General features: G+C 69.9%; 12 protein-coding genes. 6 read left to right on the top strand and 6 right to left on the bottom strand.

Going from position 1 to position 18,380, the window contains the following annotated elements:
- The first annotated feature begins 162 nt into the window (after positions 1 to 162).
- The 4 genes from afsQ1 (at position 163) to AC067U_RS30285 (ending at position 3,448) form a co-directional block, all read left to right on the top strand.
- Positions 163 to 840, top strand: coding sequence for a two-component system response regulator AfsQ1 (afsQ1, locus tag AC067U_RS30300; RefSeq protein WP_478833001.1), 678 nt, complete (start codon positions 163 to 165; stop codon positions 838 to 840).
- Positions 837 to 2,351, top strand: a complete 1,515-nt coding sequence (locus AC067U_RS30295) for a sensor histidine kinase (protein ID WP_478833000.1) — start codon at positions 837 to 839, stop codon at positions 2,349 to 2,351. The genes afsQ1 and AC067U_RS30295 overlap by 4 nt, the downstream gene beginning before the upstream one ends.
- Complete coding sequence (locus AC067U_RS30290; protein ID WP_478832999.1) at positions 2,338 to 2,973, top strand: hypothetical protein; 636 nt, start codon at positions 2,338 to 2,340, stop codon at positions 2,971 to 2,973. Before AC067U_RS30295 ends, AC067U_RS30290 begins: the two co-directional genes overlap by 14 nt.
- Positions 2,974 to 3,061: 88 nt before the next feature.
- Positions 3,062 to 3,448 carry an antibiotic biosynthesis monooxygenase family protein gene (locus AC067U_RS30285; protein ID WP_478832998.1) on the top strand — a complete coding sequence of 129 codons (387 nt, stop codon included), beginning with the start codon at positions 3,062 to 3,064 and terminating at the stop codon, positions 3,446 to 3,448.
- A 78-nt stretch (positions 3,449 to 3,526) separates the two neighbouring features.
- Here AC067U_RS30285 and AC067U_RS30280 read toward each other — a convergent pair whose 3' ends face one another.
- From AC067U_RS30280 to AC067U_RS30265, 4 genes are all read right to left on the bottom strand, one after another.
- Positions 3,527 to 3,961, bottom strand: a complete 435-nt coding sequence (locus tag AC067U_RS30280) for a CBS domain-containing protein (RefSeq protein WP_478832997.1) — start codon at positions 3,959 to 3,961, stop codon at positions 3,527 to 3,529.
- Positions 3,962 to 4,203: 242 nt separating this feature from the next.
- Positions 4,204 to 5,862 (bottom strand): phospho-sugar mutase, encoded by a 1,659-nt coding sequence (locus tag AC067U_RS30275; protein WP_478832996.1) that lies wholly within the window; start codon positions 5,860 to 5,862, stop codon positions 4,204 to 4,206.
- A 95-nt stretch (positions 5,863 to 5,957) separates the two neighbouring features.
- Positions 5,958 to 6,764 carry a purine-nucleoside phosphorylase gene (locus tag AC067U_RS30270; RefSeq protein WP_478832995.1) on the bottom strand — a complete coding sequence of 269 codons (807 nt, stop codon included), beginning with the start codon at positions 6,762 to 6,764 and terminating at the stop codon, positions 5,958 to 5,960.
- Positions 6,765 to 6,911: 147 nt separating this feature from the next.
- Complete coding sequence (locus AC067U_RS30265) at positions 6,912 to 7,349, bottom strand: gamma-glutamylcyclotransferase family protein (RefSeq protein WP_365104371.1); 438 nt, start codon at positions 7,347 to 7,349, stop codon at positions 6,912 to 6,914.
- 280 nt (positions 7,350 to 7,629) lie between these two features.
- Between AC067U_RS30265 and AC067U_RS30260 the strand changes: the two genes are divergently transcribed.
- Both AC067U_RS30260 and AC067U_RS30255 read left to right on the top strand, forming a co-directional pair.
- Positions 7,630 to 9,069, top strand: coding sequence for an NAD(P)H-quinone dehydrogenase (locus tag AC067U_RS30260; protein WP_478832994.1), 1,440 nt, complete (start codon positions 7,630 to 7,632; stop codon positions 9,067 to 9,069).
- 186 nt (positions 9,070 to 9,255) lie between these two features.
- Positions 9,256 to 10,197, top strand: a complete 942-nt coding sequence (locus AC067U_RS30255) for a DeoR/GlpR family DNA-binding transcription regulator (RefSeq protein ID WP_478832993.1) — start codon at positions 9,256 to 9,258, stop codon at positions 10,195 to 10,197.
- Positions 10,198 to 10,365: 168 nt separating this feature from the next.
- Here AC067U_RS30255 and AC067U_RS30250 read toward each other — a convergent pair whose 3' ends face one another.
- Both AC067U_RS30250 and AC067U_RS30245 read right to left on the bottom strand, forming a co-directional pair.
- The gene (locus AC067U_RS30250; protein ID WP_478832992.1) at positions 10,366 to 10,911 is read right to left on the bottom strand and encodes a hypothetical protein; all 546 of its coding nucleotides are present in this window, start codon (positions 10,909 to 10,911) and stop codon (positions 10,366 to 10,368) included.
- Positions 10,912 to 10,920: 9 nt separating this feature from the next.
- Positions 10,921 to 18,105, bottom strand: a complete 7,185-nt coding sequence (locus tag AC067U_RS30245) for an RHS repeat-associated core domain-containing protein (RefSeq protein ID WP_478832991.1) — start codon at positions 18,103 to 18,105, stop codon at positions 10,921 to 10,923.
- Between the last annotated feature and the right edge of the window lie 275 nt (positions 18,106 to 18,380).

Here is an 18,380-nt window from a genome sequence, read left to right as displayed (position 1 = left end):
CGTCGTGGAGTCTGCTGTGGTCTTCGTCCGACACGAAAAGACTGCCCGCCGGACATGACTGGGCTGTCCGCCGACTGTCACAGGGCTGTCACAGCCGACCCCGGACGCACGGCGGGTGCACGACGGTCGAACTCCGAACGGGGCATGGGCCAGAATGTGCGGGTGCCTTTCCTGTTGCTGATCGAGGACGACGACGCCATCCGCACGGCCCTCGAACTCTCCCTGTCCCGCCAGGGCCACCGTGTGGCCACCGCGGCGACGGGCGAGGACGGCCTGCGACTGCTGCGCGAGCAGCGGCCGGACCTGATCGTGCTGGACGTGATGCTGCCCGGGATCGACGGCTTCGAGGTTTGCCGGCGGATCCGGCGCACCGACCAGCTGCCGATCATCCTGCTGACCGCCCGCAGCGATGACATCGACGTGGTCGTCGGCCTGGAGTCCGGTGCCGACGACTACGTGGTCAAGCCGGTCCAGGGCCGAGTGCTGGACGCCCGCATCCGGGCCGTGCTGCGCCGCGGCGAGCGGGAGGCCAGCGACTCGGCGTCGTTCGGCTCCCTGGTCATCGACCGGGCGGCGATGACCGTCACCAAGAACGGCGAGGACCTCCAGCTGACCCCGACCGAGCTGCGGCTGCTCCTGGAGCTCAGCCGGCGGCCCGGCCAGGCGCTGTCCCGGCAGCAGCTGCTGCGGCTGGTCTGGGAGCACGACTACCTCGGTGACTCGCGGCTGGTCGACGCCTGTGTGCAGCGGCTGCGCGCCAAGGTGGAGGACGTGCCGTCCTCGCCGACCCTGATCCGGACCGTGCGCGGGGTCGGCTACCGGCTGGACAGTCCGCAGTGATCCGTGCCCTGATCGCGGGCCGGCTCTGGACCAGCCTGCGGCTGCGGCTCCTCATCGTGTTCGCGCTGGTCGCGCTGACCGCCGCGGTGTCCGCGTCCGGAATCGCGTACTGGCTCAACCGGGAAGCGGTGCTCACCCGCACCCAGGACGCCGCCCTCGGCGACTTCCGGCAGGAGATGCAGCTCCGGGCCGCCGCACTGCCCGCCGACCCGACCCCGCAGGAGCTCCAGCGCACCGCCGAACTGATGGCGGGCAGCTCCCCGGGCTACAGCGTGCTGCTGGTGGACGAGCGCAAGGACGGCCGCGGCCGCATGGTCACCGGCTCGGCCGGGCCGGACGACTTCGGCCTGGCCGACGTACCGCGCTCGCTCCAGCTGGCGGTCAACGACAAGAAGAAGGTCACGGCGGCCAACGACGCCGAGTACCACGTCTACTGGCAGCGGACGAAGCCCGGCGGCAACCCCTACCTGGTGGGCGGCACCCGTATCGCGGGCGGCGGCCCCACCGGCTACATGTACAAGTCGCTGGCCACCGAGCGGGACGACCTCAACGCGCTGGCCTGGTCCCTGTGCATCGCGACGGCGCTGGCGCTGCTCGGTTCGGCGCTGCTGGCGCAGGCCGCGGCCCGCACCGTGCTCAAGCCGGTGCAGCGGCTCGGCGACGCGGCGCGCCGGCTGGGCGAGGGCGAGCTGGACACCCGGCTGGACGTGTCCGGCACGGACGAACTCGCCGACCTGTCCCGCACGTTCAACAAGACGGCGGAGGCGCTGGAGAAGAAGGTCGCCGACATGAGCGCCCGCGAGGAGTCCAGCCGGCGGTTCGTGGCGGACATGTCGCACGAGCTGCGGACCCCGCTGACCGCGCTGACGGCGGTCACCGAGGTGCTGGAGGAGGAGGTCGAGGACCTCGATCCGATGATCGCCCCGGCGGTGGCCCTGGTGGTCAGCGAGACCCGGCGGCTCAACGACCTGGTCGAGAACCTGATGGAGGTCACCCGGTTCGACGCGGGCACCGCCCGGCTGGTCCTCGACGACGTGGACGTCGCCGACCAGGTGACGGCCTGCATCGACGCGCGGGCCTGGCTGGACGCCGTCGAACTGGACGCGGACCGCGGCATCATGGTGCGACTGGACCCGCGCCGGCTGGACGTGATCCTGGCCAACCTGATCGGCAACGCCCTCAAGCACGGCGGCTCGCCGGTCCGGGTGTCCGTACGGGTTTCCGGGGACTGGCTGGTCATCGAGGTCAAGGACAACGGTCCGGGCATCCCGGCGGAGGTGCTGCCGCACGTCTTCGACCGGTTCTACAAGGCGAGCGCGTCGCGGCCGCGTTCGGACGGCAGCGGACTGGGACTGTCCATCGCGCTGGAGAACGCGCACATCCACGGCGGTGAGATCACGGCGGCCAACTCAACCGAGGGCGGCGCGCTGTTCACGCTGAAGCTGCCGCTGGACGTCGGAAAGGTGAGCGCCGGTGGCGACTGTGGCGAGGACACGGATGCGGATGCGTAGCAGAGCCACGCGGCTGGGAGTGCTCTTCTCCGTGCCGCTGTCGGCGGCCGTGGCCGGGGTGATGCTGCTGAGCGGCTGCGGGATCCGGGCGACGACCGTCCCGGTCGACGTGGGCGCGGCGCCCTCCCGGGTGTCCTGCGACACCCCGGCGCAGCCCGGGCAGACCTCCGTGCAGGGCATCCGGGCCACCGTGGAACTGGTCTGCGGATCGCAGCTGGTGGGGGTGGAGCGGGTGGTGCCGGCTCCGGAGAAGCGCCCCTCGAAGGATCCGCTGGTGCTGGTCGCGCAGGCCCTGCTGGAGTCGCTGGAGCGGGACCCGTCGGCGGAGGAGCGGGACGCCGGTTTCACCACCGTGGTACCGGACGGCCTGTCCGCGGCCCCCTCGCGGCCCGGCGACCCGGCCGGCACGCTGCGGCTGAGCCGCAAGCCGGAGGACCTGCAGCCGGTGGCACTGGCCCAGGTCGTGTGCACGCTGGCGGGCAGCGAGGCGGTGTCGGCCGGTCCCGGGCCGGTGATCCTGGGCGGTCCGGACGCCGATCCGCCGCGCAAGTGGGAGTGCACGGACGCGATGCGCGCCCGGCCGGAGTCGGTGGCGACGCTGGGCGAGATCGTCCGGGGCTGAGTTCGGGCCGGTCCGGGGCTTGACCTCAAGAGCGGTCGAGGTTCCATGATCGTCGTACCGCGTCCGCGTACAGCGAGAGGAGCACACCGTGAGCGGCAACGAGTTCGCCCCGATCAACGAGTTCGCCCCGATCAACGAGTTCGCCTCGATCATCGAGTACACCGTCGACGGCCCGGAGACCCAGCGTGAGCTGGTGGAGGCCTTCGTGCCCCTGCTGGAGCGGTGGGTGGCCTGGTACCCGGGCTACGTGTCGGCCCGCTTCCACGTGAGCACCGACGGGACCCGCGTGCACAACGTGGTGACCTGGGCGAGCGAGGCCGACTACCGGAACTTCGTCGGCACCTCGGACACCGACGGACGGCTGGCCGCCATCGAGGCCGCGGTGGCCGGGCTGTCCGGAACCGCCGCCTTCAGCGGGGCCGGCGCGCCGACGTACGCGGTGGTCCGAGAGGTCGGGCCGCGCGCACGGGCCTGAGACGGCGCCGGGCCGGCGCGCGCGGGCCCGGTGGCGGGGCCGCTCAGGTCCGCCACCGGGCGTCTGGGAGCCCCGCCGTCAATTGGCCGCGTAGACGCGGACCGCGAATTCGGCGATCTGCTCGTCGGAGAGGTTCTTCGCCAGGTTGGCCTCGGTGATCATGCCGATCAGCTTGTGGCCGTTCTTGACGTCGATCACCGGCAGCCGCTTGATCTGGTGCATCTCCATCGTGTCGACGGCGCTCATCGCGTCGTCCTCGGCACCGATCCAGTGCAGCTGGCCGCCGAGCTCGCCGGCGCTCATCGTCGCCGGGTCCTTGCCCTCGGCACAGCACTTCACCACGATGTCCCGGTCGGTGATGAGGCCCTGGAGGCGCTGGTCGTCGCCGCAGATGGGCAGACAGCCGACGTTCAGGTCGCGCATCATCCGCGAGGCTTCGAGCAGGCTCTGGTGCTCGCCGACGCACTGCACGCCGGCTGTCATGATGTCCCTGGCCTTGAGGTTCTTGGCCATGACTCGTCCTCCGTTTCCTGCCTCGTGCTTCCACGTCCTTCCCCGCCCCCCTACGAGCACAGCACGAAAGGCGGCACCCGGCGCGTCGGGGGGGCGCGGGGTACGCGAAGGCCCCCGGACCCTGGGGGAGGGTCCGGGGGCCTGTCAGGCGTGGCCGGGCACCGCCGGACGGAGTCCGGCCCAGCGCTCCGAAGCCGGTGAGGCCCGCCAGGGCCGAGCCGTGCGAGGAGCGCGTCGAAAACTCAGATGCCGGCGGCGGCCGCCAGGTCCTTCTTGATCGCCGCCAGCACGTCCGCGCCGCGGGCGCGGGCCGAGGCCAGGTCGGAGGCGTCCGCCACCGGGACCACGACCTCCAGGTAGCACTTCAGCTTGGGCTCGGTGCCGGAGGGGCGGACGATGACGCGCGCCTTGTAGTCGCCCTCCAGGTAGTACCGCAGGCCGTCGGTCGGCGGCAGCTTGTCCGTGCCCCGGGTCAGGTCCTCGGCCGAGACCACCCGCAGGCCCGCCAGCTCCGTCGGCGGCTGCGCGCGCAGCGCGCGCATCGCGTCCGCGATCACCGACAGGTCCGACACCCGCACCGACAGCTGGTCGGTGGCGTGCAGGCCGTGCGCCATGGCCAGGTCGTCCAGCAGGTCGGTCAGGGTCCGGCCCCGCTCCTTGAGCTCCGAGGCCAGCTCCGCGACCAGCAGCGCGGCGGTGATGCCGTCCTTGTCGCGAACGCCTTCGGGGTCCACGCAGTAACCGAGCGCCTCCTCGTACCCGAAGCGCAGGCCCTCCACGCGGGAGATCCACTTGAAGCCGGTCAGGGTCTCCTCGTACGGCAGGCCGGCCGCCTCGGCGATCCGCCCCAGCAGGGAGGAGGACACGATCGACTCGGCGAAGGTGCCCCGCGCCCCCTTGTGCACCAGGTGCTCGGCCAGCAGCGCGCCGACCTCGTCGCCGCGCAGCATCCGCCAGCCGCCCTCAGCGGAGTCGTCGGGCACCGCCACCGCGCACCGGTCCGCGTCCGGGTCGTTGGCGATCACGATGTCCGGGACCACCGCGCGCGCCGCCTCGAAGGCGAGGTCCATCGCGCCCGGCTCCTCCGGGTTGGGGAAGGAGACCGTGGGGAACGCGGGGTCCGGGTCGGCCTGCTCGGCGACCAGCGCCGGCGGCGGGAAGCCGGCCCGGGCGAAGGCCGCCGTCAGGACGTCCTTCCCGACGCCGTGCATGGCCGTGTAGACGGTCCGCACGGTCCGGGGGGAGCCGGGGCTCAGCACCTGGTCGGTGCGCGCCAGGTAGGCCTCCAGGACCTCCTCGTCGAGCTGCAGCCAGCCGTCGGCGGGACGCGGGACGGTGTCCAGCGCGCCGACCGCCGCGATCCGCTCCGCGATCTCGGCGTCGACGGGGGAGACGATCTGCGAGCCGTCGCCCATGTAGACCTTGTAGCCGTTGTCCCGGGGCGGGTTGTGGCTGGCGGTCACCTCGACGCCGGCGACGGCACCCAGATGCCTTATCGAGTAGGCGAGCACGGGAGTGGGCAGCGGCCGGGGCAGGACGGCCGCGCGCAGTCCGGCGCCCGTCATCACGGCCGCGGTGTCGCGCGCGAAGTCGGCGGACTTGTAGCGCGCGTCGTAGCCGATGACGACCAGGCCGCCGTCGTGTCCCCGGTCCTTGAGGTACGCGGCGAGGCCCGCCGCGGCCCGGATGACCACGGAGCGGTTCATCCGCATCGGACCCGCCCCGATCTCCCCGCGCAGTCCGGCGGTGCCGAACTGCAGGGTGCCGGAGAAGCGGTCGGCGAGCCCGTCGAGGTCGCCTTCCTCGATGAGCCGGCCGAGCTCCGCCGCGGTCTCGGGGTCGGGGTCCTCGGCCTGCCAGGCCCGGGCCCGTGCGATCAGGTCGTCCTGCGCGTCCTGCACCACTCTTTGTGCCTCACTCTCGACTTGTGGGTCTCGCGTCGCGTCGCGTTGCCTGCGTGCGAGCGCGCTGCGCGAAAGCCTCGTACCGCTACGTATCAGATCCGGGCCAGGACCTGGGTGAGCAGCTCGCCCATGCGCGCGGCCGAGTCGCGGCCGGCCTGGAGGACCTCTTCGTGGTTGAGCGGCTCGCCGGACAGGCCCGCCGCCAGGTTGGTGACCAGGGAGATGCCCAGGACCTCGGCGCCCGCCTCGCGGGCCGCGATGGCCTCCAGCACGGTGGACATGCCGACCAGGTCGGCGCCCATGACGCGGATCATGTTGATCTCGGCCGGGGTCTCGTAGTGCGGGCCGGGGAACTGCACGTAGACGCCCTCTTCGAGGGTCTCGTCGATCTCCTTGCACAGCGCGCGCAGGCGCGGCGAGTAGAGGTCGGTGAGGTCCACGAAATTGGCGCCGACGATCGGCGAGGTCGCGGTGAGGTTGATGTGGTCGCTGATCAGGACCGGCTGGCCGGGGCGCATGCCCTCGCGGAGGCCACCGCACCCGTTGGTCAGGACGATGGTCTTGCAGCCCGCGGCCACCGCGGTGCGGACGCCGTGGGCGACGGCGGCGACGCCGCGGCCCTCGTAGTAGTGGGTCCGGCCGAGGAAGACCAGGGCGCGCTTGTCGCCGATCTTGTACGAGCGGACCTTGCCGCCGTGGCCCTCGACGGCGGCCGGCGGGAATCCGGGCAGCTCGGTGACGAGGAACTCGGCCTCGGGGGCGCCGAGCGCCTCGGCGGCGGGCGCCCAGCCGGAGCCCATCACGAGGGCGACATCGTGGGTCTCGGCGCCGGTCAGCTCGCGCAGACGGGCGGCAGCGGCGGAGGCTGCGGCGTGGGGGTCGGTAACAGATGCGTTCACGCGGACGAGCGTAGCTCCTTTCGGCCTACGCGCGTAGATGGCACAGCTCACGGTGTTCGGATCGTTGCCTTGTCGTTTCCCACGATTTGCGACCGCAGGCCCCTTTACGCCCGGGGCGGGCGAGTCGCACACGGGACCGGTGAGCGGTCAGCAGGGGCGCTTGCGGAGTTCCATCACATAGTCGTGGGGGGCGCCGGCCATCTCCGCGGCGTCGGCGATCTCGCCCAGGTAGCGGGCCGAGGGGAGTCCGCCCTCGTACCCGTTCAGTACGTAGACCCAGGCCGCTTCCTCGCCGTCCAGCGTGTGCACCCGCACCCGCATCCGGCGGTAGATGTCGAGCCCCACGCCCTCCCAGCGGTCCATCGAGTCCTCGTCCAGGGGGGCGATGTCGTAGAGCGCGACGAAGACCTGCTGGCGCGGCGCCTCCACGATCGTGGCCAGGGCGCCCTCCCAGCCCATCTGCTCGCCGCCGAAGGTGAGCCGCCATCCGTTGATCCAGCCCGTGCCGCGCAGCGGCGAATGCGGAGCGCGGCGCGTCATCAGCCGCGGGTCGAGGTTGCCGGCGTACGCGGCGTAGAGCGACATGAGGTCGAGGGTACGGGAGGGTCGGCGCCGGGCGCGCTCCCCGGGGCCTACCCGGGAGTTCGGCCCGAGGCCCGGGCGGCCGAGCGGACCGACCCCTCCGGAGGGAGCCGTCCGGAGGGAGCCGTCCGGCCCGATCGGACGGCGGCGCGGCGGGCCGCCCCGGGCGGAAGCACGTTGAAGCGTGCGGGACAATGGGGCACGGAATGCATCCCCCGGGGACACCCCCCGGACACACCGGCCGGGGCGGCTGCCGGCCGGGCAGACGTGAGGCGGACTTTTCGTGACCCGGATCGTGATCATCGGCGGCGGACCCGGCGGCTATGAGGCGGCGCTCGTGGGCGCTCAGCTCGGCGCGGAGGTGACCGTCGTCGACTGCGACGGTCTGGGCGGGGCGTCGGTGCTCACCGACTGCGTCCCCTCGAAGACCCTCATCGCGACCGCCGAGGTGATGACCACCTTCGACTCCTCCTACGAGGAGCTCGGGATCATCGTCGCGGACGACACCCCCCACATCGAGCAGGCCGCCCGCGTCGTCGGCGTGGACCTCGGCAAGGTCAACCGGCGCGTCAAGCGCCTGGCGCTGGCCCAGTCGCACGACATCACCGCCTCGGTCACCCGGGCCGGCGCCAAGGTCATGCGCGGCCGCGGCAAGCTGGGCGGCCCGCAGGGCATCGACGGCACCCGCGACGTCATCGTGACGGCCGCCGACGGCACCGAGACGATCCTGACCGCGGACGCCGTGCTCATCGCCACCGGCGGCACCCCGCGCGAGATCCCCGACGCCAAGCCGGACGGCGAGCGCATCCTGAACTGGACCCAGGTCTACGACCTGGAGGAGCTCCCCGAGGAGCTCATCGTGGTCGGCTCCGGCGTCACCGGCGCCGAGTTCGCCGGCGCCTACCAGGCCCTCGGCTCGCGGGTCACCCTGGTCTCCTCCCGGGACCGGGTCCTGCCCGGCGAGGACCCCGACGCCGCCGCCGTCCTGGAGGACGTCTTCCGCCGCCGCGGCATGAACGTCATCGGCCGGTCCCGCGCCGAGTCCGCCAAGCGCGTGGGCGACCGGGTGGAGGTCACCCTCTCCGACGGCCGGGTCATCTCCGGCACCCACTGCCTGATGGCGGTCGGCGCGATCCCCAACACCAGGGACATGAACCTGGAGGAGTCCGGGGTCCGGCTGAAGGACTCCGGCCACATCTGGACCGACAAGGTCTCCCGCACCTCCTCGCCCGGCGTGTACGCGGCCGGCGACGTGACCGGCGTCTTCGCGCTGGCCTCGGTGGCCGCCATGCAGGGCCGGATCGCCATGTACCACTTCCTCGGCGACGCGGTGGCCCCGCTGAACCTCAAGACGGTCTCCTCCAACGTCTTCACCGACCCGGAGATCGCCACCGTCGGCTACACCCAGGCCGACGTGGACGCCGGCAAGATCGACGCCCGTGTGGTGAAGCTGCCGCTGCTGCGCAACCCGCGCGCCAAGATGCAGGGCATCCGGGACGGCTTCGTGAAGCTGTTCTGCCGCCCGGGCACCGGCATCGTGGTCGGCGGCGTGGTGGTCTCCCCGCGCGCGAGCGAGCTGATCCACCCGATCTCGATCGCGGTCGACAACAACCTGACGGTCGAGCAGATCGCAAACGCGTTCACGGTGTACCCCTCGCTGTCGGGTTCGATCGCCGAGGTCGCCCGCCAGCTGCACACCCGCAAGGCGACCGGCGAGGCGTGACCCCGCCGAACCCCCGCGGTCCGTACGGCTGTTGGGGGTGGGCACCGGGGTGGCGCCGGGGCGGCGCGAGGAGTTCACCGGACCCTCGCGCCGCGTATACCACTAGTCACCCCACCCTGCGAACAACTTCGGTATTCCGGCGCAAAGAGCTGAAAGCAGACGGTCGCCCGCGTTACCGTCTGTTCCGTGTTCGCTGCAGAACGTCGCCAGTTGATCCTCGAAATGGTGCGCGCCAACGGGGCCGTGTCGCTCCGTGAGCTCGCCCGCGTCGTCCAGACCTCCGAAGTGACCGTACGGCGGGACGTGCGGGCGCTGGAGGCCGAAGGACTCCTCGACCGCCGGCACGGCGGTGCGGTCTTGCCGGGCGGTTTCACGCGGGAGTCCGGCTTTCCGCAAAAGTCCCATCTCGCGACGGCGGAGAAGACCGCCATCGCCGACGTCGCGGCCGGCCTCGTCGAGGAAGGCGAGGCGGTCGTCGTCGGCGCGGGCACCACCACCCAGGAGCTGGCCCGCCGGCTCGCCCGGGTGCCCGGCCTGACCGTGGTCACCAACTCCCTCCTGGTCGCCCAGGCGTTGGCCCATGCCAACCGGGTCGAGGTCGTGATGACCGGCGGCACCCTGCGCGGCTCCAACTACGCCTTGGTCGGCAGCGGGGCGGAGCAGTCCCTCCAGGGCCTCCGGGTCTCCCGGGCCTTCCTCTCGGGCAGCGGCCTGACGGCGGAACGCGGCCTGTCCACCTCCAACATGCTCAGCGCGAGCGTGGACCGGGCGCTGGTGCAGGCGGCGGCGGAGGTGGTCGTCCTCGCGGACCACACGAAACTCGGCACCGACACCATGTTCCAGACGGTGCCGACGGACGTGATCACCCGTCTGGTCACGGACGAGCCCCCGCCCCACGACGACCGCGCCGCGGCGGAGCTCCAGGCCCTCGCGGACCAGGGCGTCCAGGTCACCATCGCCGGCCCGGGCCCGTCGACGGCCGTCGACGGCCTCCCGGGCCGCCGCCCGGCACGCCGCGAGGCCCCGCTCCCGGTCCAGCGCCGCACGGGCGCAACCTCCCCGCTCCGCAGCGCGGCCCCACTGGGCGAACAGGCGGCGGCGAGGGTGGCGGACATGCGGCGGCGGTAGCGCCTGCTGGAAATGCAGATGCCCCACCGGGCGGACCCGGTGGGGCATCTGTCGGTCGGAGCCCGGCCCCGCAGGACTCCTGCGGGGCCAGACTCCTCTCCACTGCGCTTCGGACCCTCCGTCAGCCGCTCGCGCGTTTCCGACGGATTACCTGCGCGTGCCCTTCGCTCAGTCGTCCCACCAGCTTTCCAATTCCTCGTCCCACCAGCTCTCGAACTCCGGAATCCGGCTCGTGGATTCCGCCGGGAAGAAAGGACATCCGAGTCTCCCTTCGAGGAACCTCAGGACGACCTCCGGTGACGATGACTCGACCACCATGTAATCCAGCTGTCCCGCCTCGACGATCAAGGTCGGCCAGGATCCTGCCTGGCCTGCGGGGATCCAGAAGAGGCAGTCGGCATTGTCGGTCGCCCCCCATTCGATCAGCTCGCTCGGACTGATGCCGAACTTGGTCAATGTTGACCGGATTCCCGGGATCTTCTTGTGTGCGAGGATCTCGGATGATGCTCGGGTCCGTACTTCGATATCCGGCCAGATCTCCGGGTCTGTATTCCCGTAGATCCAGAGGAAATCGTTGAATCTGCCGGGCCCGTAGACATCCAGCATGGCCGAGTGGCTGGGCGGGACGGTTACGGTTCCCGTTCCAGCCGGCCCCAGGGGGCTGCCCGTCAGGGGTGGCGGGCAGAGCCGGATCAGTGCATCGAGTGCGTTCATGGCGTGACCCTAGAAGTTCGGGAAGGTCTGATCAAAGGACCATCCGAAGTCATCCACTGCTTCGATGCGCACACCCACTGCACGATACTTTGCGTCACCGTAAATGGGAGTGACGCTCAGGATGACGGTTCGCCCGGTGTCTCGCACGTATTCGGCAATCATGTCCTCGGCATCCGAGATGGCGCCGCTGTTTACATCCTTACCCTGCGCGATGATGTTCCGCATGTCGGTGCCGCTGCCACCGAACTGCTTCCCGATCAGGTGTCCTCGCGAATCGCCCTTTCGGAACCCGTGAGGCTTCCTGCTGTTGGTACCCGTGCCGGTTTTGGCGGCCAGGCTCTCCCGGGTGACCTCCACGTAGGCGGAACCCCGTCGTCCGTCCTTGATCTCGGAGTAGATCGGCCCGCAGTTGTGGACGAGGACCGGCGTGGAACCAGCCAGTACGTAGTACGTGTGCTCGTTCGCGACGGTGAGGTTGCGTACCGTCTCCTGCTGGGTCCACCGCTTGACCGCCGTGACCTGCACCCAGGTACCGGCCGAGGTGCGAAGCCACTCACCGGCGGTCAGGTCGGTCGCGTTCAACCACTTCCCGAGGGCCGGGGCCCAGAACGGGTGGTTACCCGTCGCGGTCAGGGAATCGGAGGCATCGCCCGCAGAACCGTCGGTGTCGATCGTGATCTCGACCAGTTCCTTCTGGCCCACACCGATGATCTGTCCGACGACCGTCTGCGCCTGGGTGGTGCCGGTCTCGGCGTTGGTGGCCGCCACCTCGTCGCCGATCTCGACTTCTTCGATCGGCTTGGAGGATCCGTCGGCCAACAGGACCTCGGTTCCGGGGACAAAGCTGTTCTTGCACCCCGGTGCTTCGGTGCTACCGCTGTCGTCGTCCTTGGCGGCGGTCTTCTTCGGTCCGTCGGACTTCTGCGTCTCGGAGGACTTGGAGGCCTTGCCGTCGCCGTCGGCCTTCTTGGCCTTCTGGGTGGATGCCTTGCCCTGCTTGGCTGCGGTGGCCTTGGCTTCGTCGGCCTTCTTGGCTGCAGCTTGGGCTGCTTCCTGTGCTGCTCTTCGGGCTGCTGCTGCTTCTTCCTCGAGTTTTCTGGCGCGTTCTGCTGCTTCTTCGAGTTGGCGTTTCCATTCCGCCAGGTCTTCGGCGTACTTGGCCATGGCCTGTTGGTAGCGCTCGACCCGGCGGAGGATGTCGCGGGCGAGCGAGATCTTCTGGGTCCAGCTGTTGAAGGCTTCCCAGGCGCGGTCGAGTGCCTTGAGGATGCGCTTGGCGCGGCCTGCGAAGGGCAGGGCGGCGTCGAGTGCGAGTCCTGCGCAGGCGCCCCAGTCGCCGCCGAGGCAGTCGCGGATGTCGTTGTAGCCGGAGGCGTCCTTGAGGATGCCCATGGCGACTTCGAGGGCGATGTCCAGGGCACTCTTGCCCTGGATCATGCGGGCCCAGGCGGCTTCGGCGTCCGTGAAGTCCTTGATCGGCATCACGGGCGGAGCGATCGAGAGACCGGTCGGGTCGCTGTACGTCACCGGCGAGTTGTTCGCGTAGACGTACGGGTTGACCTGTTTGGCATCGTTGAGGTCGATGACCGGGTCGACCGAGAGGAACCGGCCCGTTGCGGGATCGTATTCGCGGGCGCCGAGGTGGACGGTGCCGATGGACTGGTCCAGTTCGCCGCCGACGAAGCCCTTCTTGCCCGGCCACGCGGTCGGTGCCGTGCCGCGGACCTCGCCGTAGGGGGTGAACTTGCGGCGGGTGACCGCCGAGGTCTTGGCGTCCACCGCGGTGGTCGCCGTGCCGTTGTGGTCCCCCATCAGGTACGACGTGGTGATCACGCCGTCCTTGGCGGTCTTGACCATGACCGGGCCGGCCGGGTGGGCGTAGTAGCGCGTGCCCTCCAGCTTGCCCGCCTTGGTCAGTTTGACCTCGGTGCCCGGCAGGTACAGCGTCGTACCGGTGTTGTCCCGCTTGATCAGGCGGTTGCCTGCGGCGTCGTAGACGAATCCGGTTTCGTCCGTGCCCCTGGTGACCTTCTCCAGCTGATTGGAGGAGTCCCACACCAGCGTCTGGGTGTCGCCCTGGATGGTGCGGGTTTCGGTGTTGCCTGCGGCGTCGTAGGTGTAGGACTCGGTGCGGGATCCATCCGGTCCGGTGGTGTCGACCTTCTTGAGCCGGTTGGCGGCGGTCTGGCCGGGGGTGCCGTAGGTGTAGGTGCGGGTGACGTCCTTGGTGAGGTCACCGGTGGGGGAGTGCTGGACTTCCTTGGTGCGGTTGCCGGCCGCGTCGAAGCTGTAGGAGCTCCAGTACGGGTTCGGGCCGCCGACCTGCGGCTTGGCGCCGGGGCCAGAGGCGTTCGGCTTGGCGGCGCAGTCGTCCGTGGCCGTCCAGGCCTCGTTCATGCGGCGCAGGTAGTCGTAGGCGAAGCACTGCACGTCGGCAGTGGCGGTGGGGCCTTCCTTGTCGGTGACCTTGAGGATGTTGCCGACGGCGTCGTAGCCGAACGACGTGTCGTTGATGCGCCCGGGCGCCTTCTCGGTGTCGTTGACGGTGCGGGTGACACGGCGGGTCTGCTCGTCGTAGAACTTCGTCGTGTAGACCTGCGAGCCGGCGGGGCCGGAGTGGGTGCGCAGGACGTCGCCCATGGGCGAGTAGTCGACCTTGTCGACGAAGGTCTTCCCCTCGATGCCCATGACCGTGGGCAGTTCGAAGTGGTTGTACTTCGTGGTGATGAGCTCGATGGGCAGACCGGCGACGGCAGGCTGTTCCACCCACTCCGCCAGACCGGTGTTCTCCCGGTAGCCGGTCGTGAAGGCGTAGGTGCCGCCGAGCGCGCCCTCCGAAGACGGGATCGTGATCTTGCTGCCGGTCGGACGGTATTCCTTGTCGTACCCGGTGATCTCCTGGGTGTACGCCTTCCCGTCGACGTACCGGGTCGCGGCAACGGGCAGGCCGACGGCACCCGGCAGGGTGTCGAACGTGGTCGAGGTCAGCTTCGGACCGGTCGGCGATCCTTCATGGGTCGCGATGACACGGCCGAGGGAGTCGTACTCGGGGGCCATGACCTTGCCGCGGGCGTCGGTGACGCTCTTCAGCCGGTCGCCCTGGCCGTACTCCATCGTGGACGTGCCCTTGTCGGGGTCCGTCTGCTTGGTCTGGCGGCCGCGGAGGTCGTACTCGAAGGTCCACTTGTCGCCGGCCTGGTTGACGACCGACTCCAGCGAGCCGTGCCGGCTGTAGCTGTAGGTCGTCTTGTCGTAGGCGCCGGTCGGGCTGTCCGAGCGGAAGACCCGGAGTTCCGTCTTGCGGCCGGTGCCGTCGAGGAAGGCCCGGGTCGGGGCCTCACCCGTCGGAGGGTCGACGGTGAGGTTGTCGCCGCCGTAGGCGGTGGTGGTCCGGGAGGTTTCCTCGCCGAACTTCCGCGAGATCTGGGCAGTGGAACGGCCCGTGCCGTCGTACTGGGTCACCGTCGAGGACGGGACCTCGTTGTCCTTCGGGCCGAACTGGACGCCGGAGGCTTCGCCCGCGGTGTAGTAGGCGCCGTTGGACTTCCAGACCTGGCCGAGGCTGTTGTAGAAGGTGTCGGTGATGACGCGGCCGCCTGCGAGTGCCTCCATCTGGGTCTGGCGGATGCGCAGGCTGCTGTCGTAGATGTCGTAGCTGGTGCGGTAGGTGCCGTCGTCCAGCAGGGCTTTGTTGGTGATGACGACCGGACCGTCGGTGCGGACGTCGTAGGAGAAGATGCCGTTCGGCGACTTGGTGGTGGGGTTCCGCGAGGGGGACCACACCTTCGTCAGGCGGCCGAGGGCGTCGTACTCCATGACCTGGCGGCGGTTGTTGGTGTCCTGCTTGGCCAACACCGAACCGCGGCCCAGGTCGGTTTCCGTTGTTTCGGTGTGACCGGCGTGGTTGGTGGAGACGACCTTGGTGACGATCTGGCCGGAAGCCGGGGTGTAGTCCAGCTTCGTGACCTTGCCGAAGACGTCGGTGGTGGTCTTCGGGCGGCCGTAGGCGTCGAAGGTCGCGCTGCCGTCCACCTGGTACTGCGGAGTGCTGCCGGAGTAACCGGTCAGCGACTCGGTCGACTTCAGGTTGCCCGCCGCGTCGTAGGACATGCGGACGTCCTTGGTCACGTCGTCCGGGCGCTGAACCGTTGCGTCACATGCCTTGGCGACGGTCTCCATGCGCTTCTGACGGGCGATGATCCAGCGGGCCTCGTCCGACTCGTACTCGAAGCGCGTGCAGCTGTCGTCGTTCGGGTCGGCGACGTCGCCCTTGTTCGACGCCCATTCGGCGATGCCGCGGTCGTCGAACTTGGTCTCCATGGCGGTGCGGCGCCAGCCCCGGTTCTCCGAGAGGAGGATGCGCGAGTTGACGTGCGTGGTCTGCTGGACGAAGGACTGGAGGGGCTCGATGTCCTCGGCCGGGACCTCACCCTTGCGGACGCGGGTGGCCGTCGGGCCGTGCAGCCACGGGGTGTACGTCGTCGCTGCTTCGAGGGCGCCGCCTTCGCCGTTGTAGGCCAGGACCTCGCGGGTCTGGCCGGCGTAGAGGCGGTGGTCGGCGATCTCGATGCCCTCGGAGTCCTTGACCTTGACGGACTTCTTGCCGCCGTCGGGGGTGGCTCGGTCGCCGTCCAGGCCGCGGAAGAAGAGGGTCTCGGTCATGGAGCGCTTGTCGGGCGCGGCACCGATGTAGGTCTTGACGCGCTCGTAGCCGCGCCACTGCGACCAGGTGCGCGTCTTGGGGCGCATCATCTCCGTTTCGTCGTCGAAGGCCCAGGCGGGCTTTCCGAGGAACTGGTAGGAGGTGACGCGGGTGGGCGAGTTGCCGTTGCGGTCCTCTTCACGGACGGAGTCCACGATGTGCTTGTGGAACCAGTCGGTGGAGTAGATCTTCCGCTCGCGCTGGGGGTCGGTCGGGTCCGGGAGTTCGGAGATGACCGGGTAGCAGCGGAGGGTGTTGGTCTCCGGGGAGGCCGGCATGACGCGGGGGTCGGCGACGCGGCACTCGGGTTCGGCGTAGTTGACCGCGATGGTCGAGCCGGTCTCGGTGTCGATCGCTTCGACGCGGTAGCGCTTGAAGGGGACCTTGCCGTCGCCGTTGGCGTCGACGCGGTTGTCGAGCTGCTTGCCGCGGAACTTCACCGCGGGGAGCTCGATCTCCGTGTTCGCCGTGCCGGTGACGGTCGTGCCGTTCTTGCCGACGTGGCGGATCTCGGAGAGCCACAGGGGGTAGTCGGAGCCGTCACCGGTCTGGGGGAAGTCCTGGACGAGCTTCCAGGTGTCGACCGGCTTGTGGGTGGTGCCGTTCCAGACGAAGGTGTTGACCTCGGTCAGGCGCTTGCGGGAGAAGAAGGTCGGGGTGAACCGGGCCTTGCACTCCTCGCCCTTGGCGCACAGCTGGTCACCGGGGGTGTCCGGCCACTGCTTGGCGATGTTCCAGTCGACCTCCGGCTTGAGCTTCGCCGGGTCACAGTCGAACGTGGTCGTCTTCAGGCAGCGCTCTTCGACCTTGAAGCGGGCTTCTGCGGGGGCGGAGGCGAAGAGGTTGTCCTCGCGCAGGCCCCAGGAGATGTGGTCCAGCCAGCCGGAGCGGGTGTATTCACGGGCGGTGGAACCACCGGCGATCTTGTAGTTGGAGCCGTAGAAGTTCTGCTCCTTCTGGTACCAGTACGTCATCGCGTTGCCGCGCGGGTCCACGACGTAGTCCAGGTTCCAGCGGTACGCCTGGTCGCAGACGGCGTCGGCGAACGTGGCGTTGTAGCAGGGCTCGCCGGGGTGGTTGCCGTAGACCGGGACGGTCCAGGTGGAGTTGGTCACCGGCTTGCCCGCGGCCCAGTTCTTCAGCTTGTTCAGGCCGAAGTAGAACTGGATGCCCTGGGGGTTGGTGAACCGCCAGTGCTCGCCTTCCTTGTCGCCGTTGTCGGCGCCGGGGAGGAGCTCCAGGCGGGAACCGTCGTCCTTGGCCGGACGCCACTTCTTCGTGGCGTCGTCCAGGACGAGGGGGGTCGAGCCGCCGTTGAGGGACATGGTGACCATCGGTGCGCCGTGGCACAGGTCGCCCGTGTCGTCCTTGGGGTTGTTGTAGCCCGAGTCCTTGCGCTTGTCCTGGCTGCACGGGGTGAAGGAACGCTCGATGTAGTTCGAGGCCAGGTCCCAGCCGTCACCGACCCAGGAGGTCTGCTGCTGAGAGGCGTTGGTACGGCCGTCGATCGTCGCGCTGGAGTAGCCCAGCGACAGCGACGGGCTCGGACCACCCAGCGAGGCCGGGATGTCCAGCGGGTAGGACCAGGAGAAGTCACCCGCCGAGCCACCCGCCTGCCATGAACCCGAGGCGCTGAGCGAGGTGGCCTTGTAGGTGCCGTTCGCACCCTCCGCGCCGGCCGTGGCGGACAGCATCATCGCGCCGCCCGCCGCAGCAGCGGCCGGGGCGGACATGAACGCACTGCCGGCGAGCTTGGCGGCGGGCGCCCGGTTGGCCGGGGCGTCGAAGGTCGCGATGAGCTTGCCCGTCACCGGGTCGTTCTTCGTGACGACGTCCTGGGTGACCCGGCACTCGGGGCGCTGCGGAGTCGTCAGGAAGCACGCGGGGACGGCCTTGAAGCGGAGGCGGGAGCCCCAGCCGCCGCCGTAGGCGTTCTTGAACGCGTTGTAGTCCAGCTCCACCGAGACCGGGGCGGGCGTGGTGCCCGCGTCGGTCCGCTGCACGGTCAGCAGCAGGCCGTTCCCGGCACCGGCGCGCTTGGCGGCGGCGCGGTCGTGGAGATCGACCTTGACCTTGACGCCGGTCGGAGCGGCGGCAGCCGGAGCCCCCGCGGCCCCGGCCGAACGGCGGTCCGCCGAGGCCTGGTTCTTCGCCGGCAGGGCCGATACGGAGACGGGCAGCGCGCCCGCCTTCACCGCCTTGCCGGGCTTCGCCGCACCGGCTGCCGCGGGCGCGGAAGCGGAACCGGTGGCTGATTTCATAGCCGCCGCAGCCGGGACCGGCGCGTCGGGCAGGCTGATTTCAGCCGAACCCGGCGCGGGCCAGGCGACGTTCGGCGCGGACTTCCACGCCTTCTTCTGCGACTCCGCGGGGCCGGGGGCGGGCTTGCCCTTGACGTCGGTACCGGTGACCTTGGTCAGCTTCTGGTTGCCGGGCAGCTTGGGTTTGGAGGCGGCTGAGGCCTCCACCACGGTCAGGCCCGTGGCCAGCAAGCTGGCGGCAATGAGCGGTATCGGCCACCGCCAGGCACGCCTCAGAGGCGCACGCATTGCATGCGCCTGGGATCTTCTCAAAATTCGAACGCTCCAGATTCTTGCACGCGGATCCCTGTGATTCCGCGCGGTTTACCAGACGCGCAGAACCTAACAGCGCCGGGGCTTCCCGGTCGAGAAATATCCGGAGCGGGCAAGTCCACATATGTGCAGGTGGGGCGCCGCTTCAACGGAATGTTTAATTCGGAATTTGGGGTTCCTTTAGTGTTCGTGCT

The organism is Streptomyces sp. NPDC043853 (genome assembly GCF_056436025.1).
Note: the sequence above shows the minus strand (reverse complement) of the source record. Positions and strands in the feature narration are given on the sequence as shown.